Below are 16,052 nucleotides of genomic sequence, written 5' to 3'. Positions count from 1 at the left end.
GGCACCATGGATTGCTTCGCTTCGCTCGCAATGACGCGGTTGGCGTCGCAGCAATGGAACGAAACGATTTACCCCGGCCGGATCAACGCCACCACGTCGCCCGCGCGCAGCGTTTGTCCGGGCTTGACCGGCACCGACGCAATGCGGCCCGCCGCGGGCGCGTGGACGCTAATCTCCATCTTCATGGACTCGATGATGGCGAGTGTGTCACCGGCTGCGACCTTGACGCCCTCCTCGACCAGGATCTTCCAGATGTTGCCCGGCACTTCGGAGAAGGCGCCGACCTGGCCGTCGGGAATCCCCGTCGCGATTGCCGTCGCATCAATCGACTCGGCCGGCGCCTCGTCGAGCTTCATCTCGCCCCAGCGCTGGCGTTCGGCATCGAACGCCGCCTGCTGCGTCGCCTTGAATGCCGTGATCGACGGCCGCGCGGCGGCCAGGGACTTGGCATAGTCGGCGTAGGAGAACTCGCCCTGCTCGATCCTGATGTCGTATTGGCCGTGCGGGAATGCGGCGCGGGCGTCCAGCAGTTCATCGGCATCGACCGGGAAGAAGCGGATCTTGTCGAAGAACCGCAGCAGCCAGGGATGGCCGGGCTCGAACACCCGCGTGGTGCGCCAGGTGTTCCAGACCTGGATGGTGCGGCCGAACAGCTGGTAGCCGCCCGGCCCCTCCATGCCGTAGATGCACATATAGGCGCCGCCGACGCCGACCGCGTTCTCCGGCGTCCAGGTCCGCGCCGGATTGTACTTGGTGGTCACCAGCCGGTGCCGCGGGTCGAGCGGGGTTGCCACCGGCGCACCGAGATAGACGTCGCCAAGGCCGAGCACGAAATAATCCGCGTCGAACACGATGCGGCGGACGTCGTCCTCGCTGCCGAGGCCGTTGATGCGCCGGATGAACTCGACATTCGACGGACACCACGGCGCATCCGCGCGGACCAATTCCTGATACTTGCGCATCGCAAGCTCGGCCTCTGGATCCCGCCACGACAGCGGCAGATGCACGGTGCGGCTCGGCACCCGCATCGCGTCGACCGGCGGCAGTTCACGCTCGGTCCGCCGCAGCACATCGAGCAGCTTCGTTCGCGACAGCGCCGTGCCGTCATAATGGATCTGCAACGAGCGAATGCCGGGCGTGAGGTCGATCAGGCCGCCGAGTTTTGCTTCCTCCAGCGCCTGCGCCAGCACATGCACGCGCAGCCGCAGCGCGATGTCGAGCTCCATCGGGCCATATTCGACCAACAGATTGTCGTCGCCGGCGCGCCGGTACACCACCGGGATCGGGCCATCATCGTTGCGCCCGACGATGGCCGAGCCGAGTTCGGGCGCGCGCAGCACCGTAGGGCCGGCAACCGGATCGTCGCGTTTCACCGGAACGAACCGAACCGTGTCGCCGGGCCGGAGCTGGCCGATCTTCCACAGCTCGTCGCGCGCGACGACCGCCGGACAGACGAAGCCGCCGAGACTCGGTCCGTCGGGGCCGAGAATGATCGGCATGTCGCCGGTGAAATCGATCGAGCCGACCGCATAGGCGTTGTCGTGAATGTTTGACGGATGCAGCCCGGCCTCGCCGCCATCGGTGCGGGCCCAGCGCGGCTTCGGACCGATCAGCCGCACGCCGGTGCGGGCGCTGTTGAAATGCACCTCGTAGCTCGACACGAACAGCGTTTCGATGTCCTCGTCGAGGAAGAAGTCCGGCGCACCGTGCGGGCCGTAGACCACGCCGATCTGCCACGTCGATGTGAGCTGTGGATACTCGTCCTCCGTGGCGCGCCGTGGCGCTGCAATGTCGGATGATTCCGCACCGATATGCAGCACGTCTCCGGCCTTCAGCGAACCCGTTGCGTGGCCGCCGAATGCGCCGAGTGCGAACACAGCACGCGAGCCGAGAATTTCGGGAACGCCGATGCCGCCGCGCACAGCAAGATAGCTGCGCTGCCCCGGCCCCTTGATGCTGCCGATCGCGAGTGTCTGGCCGGCACGCACCGCGACCGGTTCGTGATAGGCGATCTCCGCGCCGTCGAGCGACGCCTTCATCCGCGCGCCTGTGAGCGCCACAATTGCATCGGTGTTGAAGCGCAAGGCCGGCCCGTTGACCGTCAGCTCCAGCGCGGTCGTGGTTTCCGGATTGCCGACCACGCGGTTGGCGAGACGAAATGAGCGCTCATCCATCGGCCCGCTCGGCGGCACGCCGACATGCCAGAGGTGCAAGCGGCCGGGCAATTCCTGCACCCCGCTCTGCGCACCGGGTGCGACGACATCGATGGTGCGCGGGCGATAGGCGAACGCGCCGAGCACGCTGGTCGCCACCTTGCCGCTGCGGAACACGTCAGACGCCGCGATCGCGCGGAGATAATCTAGATTGGTCTCGATCCCGGCCACCACCGTCTCATCCAGCGCCTGCGTCAGCTTTGCGATCGCCGCCTCGCGCGTCTCGGCCGACACGATGATCTTGGCCAGCATCGGATCGTAGAACGGCGAAACCTCGGTGCCGGTCTCGATCCAGCCGTCGATCCGCGCGTCGGGTGAAAAGGCGACCTGCGTCAGGCGGCCCGCACTCGGGCGGAAGCCGGCGCCCGGGTTCTCGGCATAGAGTCGCACCTCGATCGCCGCGCCCCTTGGTGCGAGCGCGCCGGCCTTGCCCAGCACATTCTCGCCGGCCGCCTGCCGGATCATCCATTCGACGAGGTCAACGCCAGTGACCTGCTCGGTGACGGGATGCTCGACCTGGAGACGGGTGTTGACCTCGAGGAAGTAGAAGTCCTCGCGTTCGACGTCGTAGATGAACTCCACCGTGCCGGCGGATTCGTAGGCCACCGCCTTGCCGAGCGACACCGCGGCCGCGTGCAGCCGCCGCCTGATCTCGGCGGACAGCCCCGGCGCCGGCGTCTCTTCAAAAACCTTCTGGTTGCGCCGCTGCAACGAGCAATCGCGTTCGCCGAGCGCGACCACATCGCCCCTGCCGTTGCCGAAGATCTGCACCTCGATGTGGCGCGCCCGGGCGACGAACCGCTCGAGATAGACCCGGGCGTCGCCGAAGCTCGCCCGCGCCGTGCGCTGCACGGATTCAAAGCGTTCGCGCAGCGTCGCCATGTCGTGGCAGAGCTGCATGCCGATGCCGCCGCCGCCCGCCGTACTCTTCAGCATCACCGGAAAGCCGATCGCTTCCGCCTGTTGCACCGCCTCGTCGATAGTCTCCAGCAGGCCGGAGCCGGGCAGCAGCGGCACGCCGCTGCGCTCGGCGATCTCGCGCGCACGGTGCTTGAGTCCGAAGGCGTCAAGGTGCTCCGGTCGCGGCCCGATGAATTTGATGCCATGTTCGGCGAGCCGTTCGGCAAAGCGGCGGTTCTCCGACAGGAAGCCGTAGCCGGGATGCACCGCCTGCGCGCCGGTCGCAAGACAGGCCGCCATGATCGCATCGACGTTCAGATAGCTCTCGGCCGCCGGCGCCGGGCCAATGCGCACCGCCTCGTCGGCCTCGAGCACCGGCCGCGTGAAGCGGTCGGCGTCGGAATAGACCGCGACCGAGCCGATACCCATGCGGTGCAATGTTCTGCCGATCCGCCCGGCGATCTCGCCGCGGTTGGCAATCAGGACCTTGCTGAACATGCCTCACGCCTCCGGCTCGAAGATCGTCGCATCGAAGATCGTGACTTGCACCGGCGTCGGGAAGAAGCCGTTGCAGGGATTGTTGATCTGCGGACAGTTCGAGATCAGGCACAGCACGTCCACCTCCGCCACCAGCTCGATCGCGTCACCGGGCTTGGAGACGCCGTCGACCACCGTGAAATTGCCGGCGGGATCGATCGGTACGTTCATGAAGAAGTTCAGGTTCGGCACGATGTCGCGCTTCGACATGCCGTACTTCGCGGCTTCGATCACGAAATTCTCGCGGCAGGCGTGCTGGTAGCGGGTCTGGTGCCCGAACCGCACGGTGTTGCTTTCGCAGGAGCAGGCGCCCGCCGATGTGTCGTGCAGGCCGCAACTATCGGCGGTGACGCGCAACATCACGCGGCCCTCATTGGACATGATCCGCGTGCCGAGCCCGACATAGGCCGAGCCCTGCGCGCGCAGCGTATCCTGGCCGCTGTAGCGCTCGCCAAAGTCGTCGGCACGATAGAACAGCGTATCGACCGCCTGCTGGCCATGAGTGTCCGTGATCCGCAGCGTCTGGCCTTTGCGGATGATGGCCGACCACGGCTTGCGCGCGGGAATTTCGACGTCGAGAACGACGCGGCCACGGGTCTCAGCGGATTGCGTGGTCATCGCGCGGCTCCTTCGCAGGTCTCGCCGAAATACAGCGCATTGTTCTGATAGGCGCGGATCGCCTCGGCGGTAGCGGTACGACACAAATCGTCAGCCGCAATCGCATCGGCGCGGTAGCGCACGATCTCCACGCTCGCCTGCGGATAGCTTTCCGCCGGATCGAGCGGATGCGGACAGTTCGACAGCGCGATCAGCAGGTCCATCTCCGCGCGCAGATCGACGAAATCACCCTTTTGCCGGCGCGCGTCGGACCAGACGAACTTGCCGTCCGCGGCGATCGCGACCGGTGCAAAGAAGCTGACGCAGGGATGGACGTCGCGGCGATCGAGCCCGAGCTTGGCCGCGGCGAGGATGAAATTGTCGCGCGTATTGCGGAAATTCCCTTCGCCATATTTGGCAAGGTTGGTCGCCGCGGTCGAGCCGCCGACCACCGCATCATGCGCGGCACTGCTGTCCTCGGTGATGCCGAACAGCGCGCGCCCCATGTCCGAGAGCAGCACGCGTCCCTTCTGCAGCCGCGCCGCCCACTGCACCTTGATGGTGTCGGCGTGGTTGAGCCGCTCGGTGGTGTCAGCGCCGTTCCAGGCGAGCAGGCTGACGGTCGATGTCCCCGAGCTGTTGACGATACGCAGCGTATCGCCGCGGTTCAGCCGCGTGGTCCAGTACCAGCCGGCCGGAATCACCTCGCGATGGATGATCGCATCGGTGGCGATCGGCGCAGCGTCGCGCGCGGTCGGCGGCGGCAGCGCCCGCGGCGCATGCTCCTGCCCCGCTGCTTTCAACTCGTTGTAGCGCCGGGTATGCGCCGCGATCTCGGCCTTCTGTTCCTCTGCGAGGATCATGGTTGCTCCTTCAAGACGAGAGCGCCGGGCCGTCCCGGCTGATGCTCCTTGTCTGACCGGGCCGTCCCGGTCGGAGCTGGTTGAATGGATGACCGCGGCTCCGCGCTGCGGCGTGGGAAGATCTCGAGGTCGCGCGACACCGTGGCGCCGTAGCGCTCGCGCTCCTCCGGCCGATTGCGCTGCCGCTCCAGCGCGATCACGCGGGTCGCGAGCCCGAACGCCTCGCTGAGGTCGTGCGTCACCATCACGACCGTCAGGTGGGTCTCGTTCCAGAGCCGCTTCATCAACAGATGGATGTCGGCGCGGATCCCCGGATCGAGCGCGCCGAACGGCTCGTCGAGCAGCAGGATTTTTGGACCGCGCATGATCGCCTGCGCCAGCGCGAGGCGCTGCTGCATGCCGCCCGACAGCGCCGACGGATATTTGCTCTCCTGACCGGCGAGCCCGACCTCCGCGAGCAGCTTCATGGCGTCGTCGGTCGCGGCGCGCCGCGCGGCGCCGAACAGCCGCGCCGTGAATTTGGCGTCGCGCAATTCGCGGCCGAGCATGACGTTCTGCAAGACGGTCAGATGCGGAAACACCGAGTAGCGCTGGAACACCACGCCGCGGTCGGCGTCCGGCTCGCCGGGCAACGGCTTGCCATCGACCAGGATATGGCCGCGCGTCGGCTGCTCCTCGCCGAGCAGCATCCGCAGCAGCGTGGTCTTGCCGCAGCCGGACGGACCGACCAGCGCAATGAACGCGCGCGGCTCGACCTCCATCGTGATGCGCTCGAGCACGATGTGGTCGCCATATTCCTTCCAGACGTCGTCGAACCGGATCGCGCTCATTCCGCCCTCACCGAGGCGAACCAGGGAAACAGCCTGCGCTGCATGACGCGCAGGCCGACATCGATCAGGAACGCCAGCAGCGTGATCCAGGCGACGTAGGGGATGATGACGTCCATCGCGAGATAGCGGCGCACCAGGAAGATCCGGTAGCCGAGCCCGGAATCCGAGGCGATCGCCTCGGCCGCGATCAGGAACAGCCACGCCGGGCCGAGTTGCAGCCGCAGCACGTCGATCAGCCGCGGCAGGGTTTGCGGCATCGCGACGCGCAGCGCAATCTGCCAGGTCGAGGCGCCGAGCGTCTGCGCCTTGACGATCTGCTCGCGCGGCAGCTCCTGCACCTTCATGGCGAGGTCGCGGATCATGCAGGGCAGCGTCCCGATCACGATCAACGCAATCTTCGAATTCTCCCCGAGCCCCATCACGATGAACAGGATCGGCAGCAATGCCAGCGGCGGCACCATCGAGGTGACGGACACGAACGGCCCGAGCAAAGCATTGGCGCCCGGCAACAGCCCGATCACGATGCCGAGGACGAGCGCCGCCACCGTCGAGATCGCCAGCGCCGACCCCAGCCGCCCCAGGCTGGCGACGGTGTCGGAGGCCATCAGATAGCCGCCGGTGCGCGGGTCGACCTCGAACGCCATCTGCTTGACGGCCTGCACCATGCTGGGCAGCGCCGGCAGCAGCTTGTCGTTCGGGTTTTGCGTGAGCCGCGCGCTGGAGCCGGCGAAGTAGGCGATTGCGACCAATACGAACGGCAGCGCGAGCAGATAGAATCGCGTCTGCCGTCCCGGCCGTATGTTCACAAGTCGCATGTCCAGCTCCTGCTTGAGGCGACGCGATGCGCGTCAGGGCTTGGCGTCAGAGCTTGGCGTCAGAGCTTGCCCTTGGCGGCTTCGTCCATGTAGGTCGGGTCGAAGCGCAGCTTGACGTTCGACTTGTCGCCCAGCACCGACTTGTCGGCGAGCTCGATCCCGACCGCGTCGACCGACTTCGCGCCCTTGCCCAGCAGATCCTTCTCGAACAGGAACTTGCGGACGCGGTCCATGGTCACGCCGATGGTCTGGCTGCGCGTAAACGCTTCGGCGTCGGTGGCCTTGTCGAACAATTTTGTGGTCGAGAGCTGGCTGTCGAAGCCGGCAAGGTCAGTGCCGGATGCCTTGGCCATCGCCTCCTTGGCGGCCTTCGCGGCGGGATCGTTCGCCGTCATCTTGGACAGCGTCTCGTACCAGATGCCGACCAGCGCCTTGGCGAAATCCGGATTGTCCTTGGCGACCGCCGTATTCACCACCATCAGGTCCATGATCTCGCCGGGGATCTGCGAGGAGTCGAACACCTTCTTTGCATCGGGCGAGCCGAGGATTTCGGTCACGATCGGATTCCAGGTCACGACCGCGTTGACGTCGGGCGTCTTGTAGGCGGCGGCGATGTCGGCATCGGAGGTGTTGACGACCTTGACGTCCTTCTCGCTCAGCTTGCTGGTCTCGAGCGCGCGTGCCAGCAGATAATGCGACACCGAGAATTCGACCAGATTGACCGTCTGTCCCTTGATCGCGGCCAGATCCGACTTGTTCTTGAGGATCACGGCATCGTTGCCATTGGAGAAATCGCCCATCACGATCGCGGTGGTGTCGACACCGCCTGCCGCCGGAATCGACAGCGCGTCCATGTTGGTGATGGTGACGGCATCATAGCCGCCGGCGGTGTACTGGTTGATCGATTCGACGTAGTCGTTGAACTGCTTGACCTCGATCGTGATGCCGTATTTGTCGGCCCACTTCTTGACGATGCCGGTGTCGGCCGCATAGCCCCACGGCATCCACCCGACATAGATCGACCAGGCGACCTTGAAGCTTTTCTTCGGTGCGGCGTCAGCGACGGATGCGGCCGCGAGCACGATCGCGCAGCCGGTGACAACAGAGCGGAGGAAGAAAGAGAACTTGTTCATTGCCGATCCCTCTTGCGAAACTTCACAAAAAGGGACTGGCGAAAAGACCATCGCTCCGCCAATCCCTTGGCTAACGAGGTCTCCCGGGCTTTTATCCCGCCGTGCACCTGCGGGGATGTCTCCCCCGCAAGCGGCTGCTCTCGGACCAGCACCTTGCTTCGCAAGATCGGAACCCTAGCGGCCAACTCAGCGCCATTGATGCACGAGGCGTGCCACGGGGCCGGTATTTGAATCTCATGAGATTCTTTGGCGCGGGTCGCGTCGCAGCAATGGCCGTTTGCTCAAAAACTACGCAGGCCTGCCCAGAAATGGCTCTGTCATTTCGCCGGTGACATCAGCAGGATCACGCCAAAGCTAATGTCGAGGGGATGTTCGGTGCGCAAACTTTTGAGTGCCCTGTGCGACGGCCTCTGGCGCGGTCTGCATGGCCGCTACGGCCTGGCGCCGCGATGCGACGTCGGCAGTCCGAACAAGCGAACCGTCAGGCCTTTGCTATCTACCAACCCATGAATTTTGCTCGTCGAGCCGGCACGCCCGCACAGCAAGAATTCAATTTGGCGGCAGCATGCTCGAACCTGGGGCTCGCAGATCGAACGACGGAGAAGCCGCTCTCGCGCTCAGCCCGCCAAACGTGAGGCTTGCCGGGCATTGGGATTACCCCTTCTGAGCCGATCAGCGTCCGCTTGCTGGCAGAAACTCTTTCGATTGGTTTGGCCGTAAGATCAGCTTCGGGAATTGGCGGCCAGTCCGCATCCCCGAAGCGTGGCCCCGCGGAATATCTAGCAATCTGGGACTTGTAGGGCTCTCGATCCGCTGTCATGCTGGAGCATGCGGAACTCGCATGGCTGCCGCCCAAAAAAGGACGGCATCACCATAAGCAGGAGCGAACCAACGCGCCGGTTTTTGGGATCGAGACCGACATGGCAGGCGGCGGATCGTTTGATACGTTCCCCAAATTGCTGCTGCGAAATGCTTCGCGGTTTGGCACGCGTCCGGCGTTTCGTCATAAGGATCGTGGCATCTGGCAAACCTGGACTTGGGCCGAAGTTGCCGAGATCGTGCGTGCCTATGCCGCGGGCTTGCATCGGCTTGGTTTGCGGCAGGGTGAGATAATCGCGGTCGTCGGCTCCAATCGGCCGAAGCTTTACTGGACCATGATGGCAGCGCAGACGCTGCGCGCGATTCCTGTTCCGGTTTACTCGGATGCGGTGGCCGACGAACTTGCTTTTGTGCTCGCTCACGCAGAGGTGAAGCTCGTCGCAGCGCAAGACCAGGAGCAGGTCGACAAGGTCTTGTCCGTGGCCGACCGGCTGCTGCAACTCGACAAGATTGTCTATGACGAGCCGCGCGGCCTTGATGGGTATGATGACGGTCGGCTGATCGCAATCGGCGATGTCATCGAAGACGGCCGCGCAGCGCTTGCGGCTGACATGGCGCTTGGCGAACGGATCGATGAATACGTTCAGGCGGGCAACGGTTCGGACATCGCAGTCATCCTCTACACCTCGGGAACGACCGGCGCGCCGAAGGGCGTCATGCTGTCGGCGCGAGGCTGCATCGATGCTGCGACCGACACCACGCGGTTCGACAGACTGACCGACAGAGACGTAGTGCTCGCCTATCTGCCACTGGCCTGGGCCGGCGATCATTACGTCAGCTACGTGCAAGGCCTCGTGGCCGGATTCTGCATGGCATGCCCCGAGAGCGGCGACACGATTGAGCAGGATCGGCGTGAGATCGGACCAACCTTCTACTTGGCCCCGCCGCGCGGTTTCGAGGCCATGCTGACGCGGCTGATGGTCCGGATGGAGGACGCAGCGCCGCTCAAGCGGCGATTGTTCAGCTACTTTCTAGACGTCGCGCGGCGGTATGGCGAGCAAGTCTTGACGGGACGTCCGGTGCCGCTGTCAGGCCGATTGCTCTATGCGCTCGGGCGCTGGCTGGTCTACGAGCCTCTCAAGAACGTTCTTGGCCTGTCTCTGGTGCGCGTTGCATACACTGGAGGCGAAGCAATCGGTCCGGAACTGTTCGCGTTCTACCGCTCGATCGGACTGAATCTGAAACAGCTCTACGGCCAGACCGAAGCGTTCCTTTATGTAACGTGCCAGCCGGATGGCGAGATCTACTCGGATACGGTTGGTCCGCGGGCGCCCAATGTTGACATTCGCATTGCGGAATCGGGCGAAGTGCAGTTTCGATCACCCGGCATGTTCCTCGGATATTTCAAGGATCAGGCAAAGACCGCGGAAGCCATGACGTCCGACGGATACGTCAGGACTGGTGATGCGGGCTTTTTCGACGAGAAGACCGGGCATCTGAAGATCATCGACCGCGCCAAGGACGTCGGTCGGCTGGCGGACGGCACGATGTTTGCCCCGAAATATCTCGAGAACAGACTGAAGTTCTATCCCAATATCAAGGAAGCGGTCACTTTCGGTGACTCCCGAGATTTTGTTTGCGCGATGCTCAACATCGACCCGGTCGCCGTCGCAAATTGGGCGGAACGCAACAACGTTGCCTACGGGTCGTATCAGGAACTGGCCGGGCATCCGCTGGTCTACGACATGGTGGCGAAAGACGTTGCCGAGGTGAACCGCTCGCTTGCCAAGGAAACGGTGCTGGCGGGCGCGCAGGTTCGCCGCTTCCTCATCCTGCACAAGGAGCTCGACGCGGATGACGGTGAGTTGACCCGCACGCAGAAGGTACGCCGCCGGTTCATTGCCGAGCGCTATGCGCCGCTGGTCACGGCGCTCTACAACGGCTCGCAGGAAGCCGACATTTCCACCGAGGTCACGTTGGAGGACGGTCGCAAAGGTACGATCGCGGCACGGGTCAAGGTTCGCGACATGCAAGTCATCGGTCCGGCAGAATCGCTGGGAAGAGCAGCATGAGAGCGCCGGACACCAACGAAATCCTGCTGCAGGTCGAGGGCGTGGCACTGGCCTTCGGCGGTGTCAAGGCGCTGCGGGACGTTTCGTTCAACGTCAGAAAGGGTGAAATTCGAGCCATCATCGGCCCCAACGGGGCCGGCAAGACCTCGATGCTGAACGTCGTCAACGGTTTCTATCACCCCAATCATGGCGCCATCACCTTCAAGGGGCGCACTCGGGCCAGAATGCAGCCTTTCGAGGCGGCGCGCGGCGGAATCGCACGCACCTTTCAGAATGTCGCCCTGTTCAAGGGCATGAGCGCGCTCGACAACATCATGGCAGGCCGCAGCCTGAAGGTGCGCCGGGGGCTGTTGTGGCAGGTGCTGCGTTATGGCCCTGCCCTCGCAGAGGAGGTCGAGCATCGGCGCAAGGTCGAGGAGATCATCGACTTTCTGGAGATCGAGACAATCCGCAAGGTACCGGTTGGGCGTTTGCCATACGGCTTGCAGAAGCGTGTCGAACTCGGTCGCGCTCTGGCGATGGAGCCCGACCTTCTTCTCCTCGACGAGCCGATGGCAGGCATGAACCTCGAGGAGAAGGAAGACATGTCGCGGTTCATCATTGATGTGAACAACCATTACGGCACGACAATCGCCCTGATCGAGCACGACATGGCCGTGGTGATGGATCTGTCGGATCGCGTAGCGGTGCTTGATCACGGCGTAAAGATCGCCGACGGCACGCCTGATGAAGTGAAGAAAAGTCAAGCCGTCATCGACGCATATCTTGGCGTCGCGCATTGAGGTGCGTCCATGATCGCACTGGGTCAGTTTCTCGAGGTCCTTATCGGCGGATTGATGTCCGGCGTACTCTATTCGCTGGTCGCGCTCGGCTTCGTGCTGATCTTCAAGGCATCCGGCGTATTCAATTATGCCCAGGGAGCAATGGTATTGCTCGCGGGATTGGCGCTGGTTCGCTCCCTCGACCTCCTGGTCGCCAACGGCTTTCCGCTTTGGGTCGCGGTCGTCCTCGCTGTCGGCTTTGCCGCCGTGATCATGGCGGCAACGGCCTGGCTCATCGAGCGGTTCGTGATCGGACCTCTTGTCAACCAGGACGGCCTGACGCTCTTCATGTCGACGATCGGCGTGACATTCGTCATCGAGGGCGCCGCGGAGATGATCTTCGGATCGGATGTCTACCCGTTGCGGCTGTTCCCGACCGATGCCTGGTTCTTGTTTGAAGGCCTGTTCCCGGGTGGCATTCTGGTCAACAAGCTGGATGTCTGGGGCGCATTGATCGCAGGCATCCTGGTCGCCGGCCTCGCAATTTTCTTTCAGCGTACCAAGACCGGTCGCGCACTCAGGGCCGTGGCCGACGACCATTTGGCCGCGCATTCAGTCGGTATCCCGATCAGCTGGATCTGGTTCGTCGTCTGGCTTGCCGCCGGCCTCGTTGCGCTGGTCGCGGCGACCGTATGGGGGACCAAGCTCGGCGTGCAGTTCTCCATCACTTTTCTCGCGCTGAAGGCGCTGCCGGTTCTGATCATTGGAGGCCTCACCTCGATTCCGGGAGCCATCGTCGGCGGGCTCATCGTGGGGGCGGGCGAGAAGCTTGCCGAGGCGTATCTAGGGCCATCCATCGGTGGCGGTATCGAATATTGGTTTGCGTTTGTGCTGGCGTTGGCGGTGCTGCTCGTGCGGCCGCAGGGGCTGTTCGGCGAGCGGATCATCGAACGTATCTGAAACAAGGAGTTCGTCGTGCTTTATCGCGAGGCCGGCCAGTTCAAGACGAGCTACGCAGAGGACATGGCGATCTTTCCGATCCGTCAGGACCGTATCGCGCTCGCCGTCTTGCTCGCGATCGCTTTCGTTGGCGTGCCGCTGTTGGCCACCTTCCGTATCTGGCCGTTCAGCACCGACTATCTGTTGTGGGCGATCTTGCTGCCTTTCCTTATCCTTGCGCTCGCCGCCATCGGCACGAACATACTTGTCGGCTATTGCGGCCAGATTTCGCTCGGCAGCGGCGCGTTCATGGCCATCGGCGCCTATTCCGCCTACAAGCTGGCGACAGGCGTCCATATTCCGCTTGCCTTGCTTGGCTTCGCGATCTCGATGCCGCCGCTGCCCGTGCTGGCATCCATTCTGCTTGGTGGGTTCATGGCGGCGGGTGCCGGAATCCTGTTCGGCATTCCCAGTCTGCGGATCAAGGGTCTCTACCTGGCGGTCGCAACGCTCGCCGCGCAGTTCTTCTTCGATTGGGCGTTCCTGCGAATTCCGTGGTTCACCAACTACGCCCCGTCGGGATCGGTCAATGCACCGGCACTGGATTTCTTCGGCATGGTCGTTCGCACGCCGGTCGAGCGCTATCTGCTGTGCCTGCTCTTCGTGACCGTGATGGCGGTGTTGGCGAAGAATCTCGTTCGCGGCAATCTCGGCAGGCAGTGGATGGCGATCCGCGACATGGATATCGCCGCTGAACTGATCGGTATCCGGCCGCTCTATGCCAAGCTCACGGCCTTCGCGGTCTCTTCATTCATCATCGGGGTGGCGGGTGCGCTCTGGGCGTTCGTCTACCTCGGTTCATGGGAGCCGCTTGCGTTCTCGATCGACCGCTCGCTGGAGCTTCTGTTCATGGTCATCATCGGCGGGCTTGGATCGATCATGGGTTCGTTCATCGGGGCGGCTTTCATCCTCATTGTGCCGATCATGCTGAATGTGATTCCAACCGAACTCGGCCTGCCACTGTCGACACAAACAATCACGCACCTCCAGTTCATCACCTTCGGATCTTTGATCTGTTATCTGCTGATCAAGGAACCCCATGGCTTCGCCCGGCTGATATCGATCGGCAAGGAGAAGCTCAGACTTTGGCCGTTTCCCTATTGAAAGAGCGATCGCAACGCGGATGGCGGCCGCTGACAACGAAAAGGAAGGAAGCACCGCGGACGGGAAAGAGGGATTCTAATGAGGAGGATGTCAATATGGCAAGTATTGCACGCAGTTTACTGATACTAGCGACCGCCTTGGCCGGCGCGGCGTTTGGCCCACCGGCCGCAGCGCAAAACGAGCAGTTCATTCCAATTCTGTCCTACCGGACTGGACCGTACGCCGTGAACGGTGCGCCCTACGCAAACGGCGTTGCCGACTACTACAACCTGATCAACGAGCGCGACGGCGGCATCAACGGCGTCAAGCTTCTGGTCGAGGAGTGCGAAACCGCCTACGCGACCGACAAAGGCGTCGAGTGCTATGAGCGTCTCAAGAGCAAGGGTCCAACCGGCGCGGCCTTCATCAATCCGCTGTCGACCGGCATCACCTTCGCGCTCACCGAAAAGACCGCGACCGACAAGATCCCCATCATCACGATGGGGTACGGCCGTGCCGATTCCAAGAACGGCGCGGTGTTCCCGTACAACTTCCCGCTGCTCGGCACCTACTGGTCCGCGGCGGATATCGCAATCCAGCACGTCGCCAAGGAGCTCGGCGGGTTCGACAAGCTGAAAGGCAGGAAGATTTCGCTGCTGTATCACGACAGCCCGTATGGCAAGGAGCCGATTCCGATGCTGCAGGTGCTGGCGCAGAAATACGGCTTTGAGTTCACGCCGATACCGGTCACGCACCCGGGTGTCGAGCAGAAATCGCAATGGCTGGCGATCCGCCAGAATCGGCCGGACTATGTCCTGGTCTGGGGCTGGGGCGTCATGAACAGCACGGCAATCAAGGAAGCGGCGGCCGTCGCCTATCCGCGCGACAAGATGATCGGTGTTTGGTGGTCGGGCGCAGAGCCGGATGTGACGCCGGCAGGTGATCAGGCCGCCGGCTACAAGTCGCTGATGCTTCAGCATGGTGCAGGAAAATATCCCGCGCACACGGACATAGAGAAGTACGTCTACGCCAAGGGCAAAGGTTCGACGGAACCTGGCAAGATCGGTGAAGTTCTCTACAACCGCGGCATGACGAATGCCATGCTCGGCGTGGAGGCGATCCGCAAGGCGCAGGAAAAGTTCGGCAAGAAACCGCTGACGGGCGAGCAGGTCCGTTGGGGGCTTGAGAACCTCATCCTCACCGATGCACGTATCAAGGAACTCGGCTTTGAGGGGATGTTGAAGCCGGTCAGCATTTCCTGCTCCGACCACGAGGGCGCGCGCTACGGGCGCGTCCAGCAATGGGATGGCAAGGGTTGGAAAGTGATCTCCGACTGGTACACGGCTGACGAATCGCTCATCGAGCCGCTCGTCGCCGATGTGTCCGCGAAGTATGCCGCGGAGAAGAAGATCAAGCCGCGCGACTGCGCGAAAGAAACCTGAGCCCGTGCAAGTGATCCGGGAGGCAGGTTTGCCTGCTTCCTGGATCCCCAGTTTGGAGGTCTGCGCGTGTCAATCGCCAAGGTCGTCACCGCTGCGACGGAAGCGGCAGCTCTGATTCTATCGGTCAACAATATCGAGGTTGTCTACGATCACGTCATCCTCGTGTTGAAGGGCGTCTCGCTGGAGGTCCCGCGAGGCGGCATTGTCGCGCTTCTCGGCGCAAACGGCGCCGGCAAGACTACGACGCTGAAGGCGATCTCCAATCTGCTGCACGCCGAGCGCGGCGAGGTCACCAAAGGCTCTATCCTGTTCAATGGCGTCGAGGTGAAGTCCCTGTCGCCAAACGACGTGGTGCGACGCGGCTGCATTCAGGTGATGGAGGGGCGGCGCGCCTTCCCTCATCTTACGGTCGAGGAGAATCTCCTGACCGGCGCCTTTACGCGGACGGATGGCAAGTTCGCGATCACGCAGGACCTTGAACGGGTCTACGCCTATTTCCCCCGTCTCAGGGAGCGGCGCGGCTCCACTGCCGGCTATACGTCGGGCGGCGAACAGCAGATGTGCGTGATCGGGCGCGCGCTGATGTCGCGCCCGAAGATGATCCTGCTCGACGAACCTTCGATGGGGCTCGCGCCGCAGATCGTCGAGGAGATCTTCGAGATCGTGAAGGATCTCAACGTCAAGGAAGGTGTTTCGTTTCTCCTCGCCGAGCAGAACACCAATATGGCGCTCAGATATGCGAGCCACGGCTACATCCTCGAGAACGGCCGCGTGGTGATGGATGGCGAAGCGCGCGCCCTCGCCGCCAACGAGGACGTCAAGGAGTTCTATCTTGGCATCGCCGGCGACAAGCGAAAATCATATCGCGACGTGAAGCACTACAAGCGGCGCAAGCGTTGGCTCGCTTAGAGCGGTCGGGGATTCCTGGTCCGCTCATGACCCTTCTGCGACCTCGTGCGAGGCGTGCTTCCGCCGTTGTGGGGGGGGT

The 16,052-nt window shown here is 63.3% G+C and carries 11 protein-coding genes, 1 pseudogene and 1 riboswitch; of the genes and pseudogenes, 6 read left to right on the top strand and 6 right to left on the bottom strand.

Going from position 1 to position 16,052, the window contains the following annotated elements:
• Positions 1-68: 68 nt before the first annotated feature.
• From uca to ACVW1C_RS25915, 6 genes and pseudogenes are all read right to left on the bottom strand, one after another.
• Positions 69-3,611, bottom strand: a complete 3,543-nt coding sequence (gene uca / locus ACVW1C_RS25940) for an urea carboxylase (protein ID WP_456760824.1) — start codon at positions 3,609-3,611, stop codon at positions 69-71.
• Between the two features lie 3 nt (positions 3,612-3,614).
• Positions 3,615-4,268: an urea amidolyase associated protein UAAP2 gene (locus tag ACVW1C_RS25935; protein WP_456760823.1), complete on the bottom strand. Its 654-nt coding sequence runs from the start codon at positions 4,266-4,268 to the stop codon at positions 3,615-3,617.
• Positions 4,265-5,110, bottom strand: a complete 846-nt coding sequence (locus tag ACVW1C_RS25930) for an urea amidolyase associated protein UAAP1 (protein WP_456763174.1) — start codon at positions 5,108-5,110, stop codon at positions 4,265-4,267. Before ACVW1C_RS25930 ends, ACVW1C_RS25935 begins: the two co-directional genes overlap by 4 nt.
• Positions 5,111-5,152: 42 nt before the next feature.
• Positions 5,153-5,940 (bottom strand): annotated as a pseudogene (locus tag ACVW1C_RS25925) (ABC transporter ATP-binding protein); the annotation flags it as partial.
• On the bottom strand, positions 5,937-6,755 hold the full coding sequence (locus tag ACVW1C_RS25920) for an ABC transporter permease (RefSeq protein WP_456760822.1): 819 nt from the start codon (positions 6,753-6,755) through the stop codon (positions 5,937-5,939). The pseudogene ACVW1C_RS25925 and the gene ACVW1C_RS25920, both read right to left, overlap by 4 nt.
• 59 nt (positions 6,756-6,814) lie before the next feature.
• Positions 6,815-7,888, bottom strand: a complete 1,074-nt coding sequence (locus tag ACVW1C_RS25915) for a putative urea ABC transporter substrate-binding protein (RefSeq protein ID WP_456760821.1) — start codon at positions 7,886-7,888, stop codon at positions 6,815-6,817.
• A 78-nt stretch (positions 7,889-7,966) separates the two neighbouring features.
• A riboswitch (guanidine-I (ykkC/yxkD leader) is annotated at positions 7,967-8,077 on the bottom strand.
• Between the two features lie 731 nt (positions 8,078-8,808).
• On the opposite strand from ACVW1C_RS25915, the gene ACVW1C_RS25910 reads away from it, so the two are divergent.
• The 6 genes from ACVW1C_RS25910 (at position 8,809) to ACVW1C_RS25885 (ending at position 15,973) form a co-directional block, all read left to right on the top strand.
• Positions 8,809-10,779 carry an AMP-binding protein gene (locus ACVW1C_RS25910; RefSeq protein WP_207840368.1) on the top strand — a complete coding sequence of 657 codons (1,971 nt, stop codon included), beginning with the start codon at positions 8,809-8,811 and terminating at the stop codon, positions 10,777-10,779.
• Positions 10,776-11,561 (top strand): ABC transporter ATP-binding protein, encoded by a 786-nt coding sequence (locus tag ACVW1C_RS25905; RefSeq protein ID WP_207832960.1) that lies wholly within the window; start codon positions 10,776-10,778, stop codon positions 11,559-11,561. Before ACVW1C_RS25910 ends, ACVW1C_RS25905 begins: the two co-directional genes overlap by 4 nt.
• Positions 11,562-11,570: 9 nt before the next feature.
• Complete coding sequence (locus ACVW1C_RS25900; RefSeq protein WP_084518351.1) at positions 11,571-12,500, top strand: branched-chain amino acid ABC transporter permease; 930 nt, start codon at positions 11,571-11,573, stop codon at positions 12,498-12,500.
• Positions 12,501-12,515: 15 nt separating this feature from the next.
• Positions 12,516-13,643 carry a branched-chain amino acid ABC transporter permease gene (locus ACVW1C_RS25895; RefSeq protein WP_456760820.1) on the top strand — a complete coding sequence of 376 codons (1,128 nt, stop codon included), beginning with the start codon at positions 12,516-12,518 and terminating at the stop codon, positions 13,641-13,643.
• A gap of 95 nt (positions 13,644-13,738) precedes the next feature.
• Positions 13,739-15,064, top strand: a complete 1,326-nt coding sequence (locus ACVW1C_RS25890; protein WP_176534843.1) for an ABC transporter substrate-binding protein — start codon at positions 13,739-13,741, stop codon at positions 15,062-15,064.
• Positions 15,065-15,130: 66 nt separating this feature from the next.
• Entirely contained in the window at positions 15,131-15,973 is an 843-nt protein-coding gene (locus tag ACVW1C_RS25885; protein ID WP_176529131.1) for an ABC transporter ATP-binding protein, read from the top strand.
• The last annotated feature ends 79 nt before the right edge of the window (positions 15,974-16,052 follow it).

The sequence above is a fragment of the Bradyrhizobium sp. USDA 4011 genome (assembly GCF_054063415.1).
The sequence above is the reverse complement of the archived record's forward strand: the minus strand, read 5'-3'. Positions and strand labels throughout refer to the sequence as shown.

Coding starts and splice junctions, on each gene's coding strand:
- uca (WP_456760824.1), bottom strand. CDS start 3,611: ATGTTCAGCAAGGTCCTGATTGCCAACCGCGGCGAGATCGCCGGGCGG.
- ACVW1C_RS25935 (WP_456760823.1), bottom strand. CDS start 4,268: ATGACCACGCAATCCGCTGAGACCCGTGGCCGCGTCGTTCTCGACGTC.
- ACVW1C_RS25930 (WP_456763174.1), bottom strand. CDS start 5,110: ATGATCCTCGCAGAGGAACAGAAGGCCGAGATCGCGGCGCATACCCGG.
- ACVW1C_RS25920 (WP_456760822.1), bottom strand. CDS start 6,755: ATGCGACTTGTGAACATACGGCCGGGACGGCAGACGCGATTCTATCTG.
- ACVW1C_RS25915 (WP_456760821.1), bottom strand. CDS start 7,888: ATGAACAAGTTCTCTTTCTTCCTCCGCTCTGTTGTCACCGGCTGCGCG.
- ACVW1C_RS25910 (WP_207840368.1), top strand. CDS start 8,809: ATGGCAGGCGGCGGATCGTTTGATACGTTCCCCAAATTGCTGCTGCGA.
- ACVW1C_RS25905 (WP_207832960.1), top strand. CDS start 10,776: ATGAGAGCGCCGGACACCAACGAAATCCTGCTGCAGGTCGAGGGCGTG.
- ACVW1C_RS25900 (WP_084518351.1), top strand. CDS start 11,571: ATGATCGCACTGGGTCAGTTTCTCGAGGTCCTTATCGGCGGATTGATG.
- ACVW1C_RS25890 (WP_176534843.1), top strand. CDS start 13,739: ATGGCAAGTATTGCACGCAGTTTACTGATACTAGCGACCGCCTTGGCC.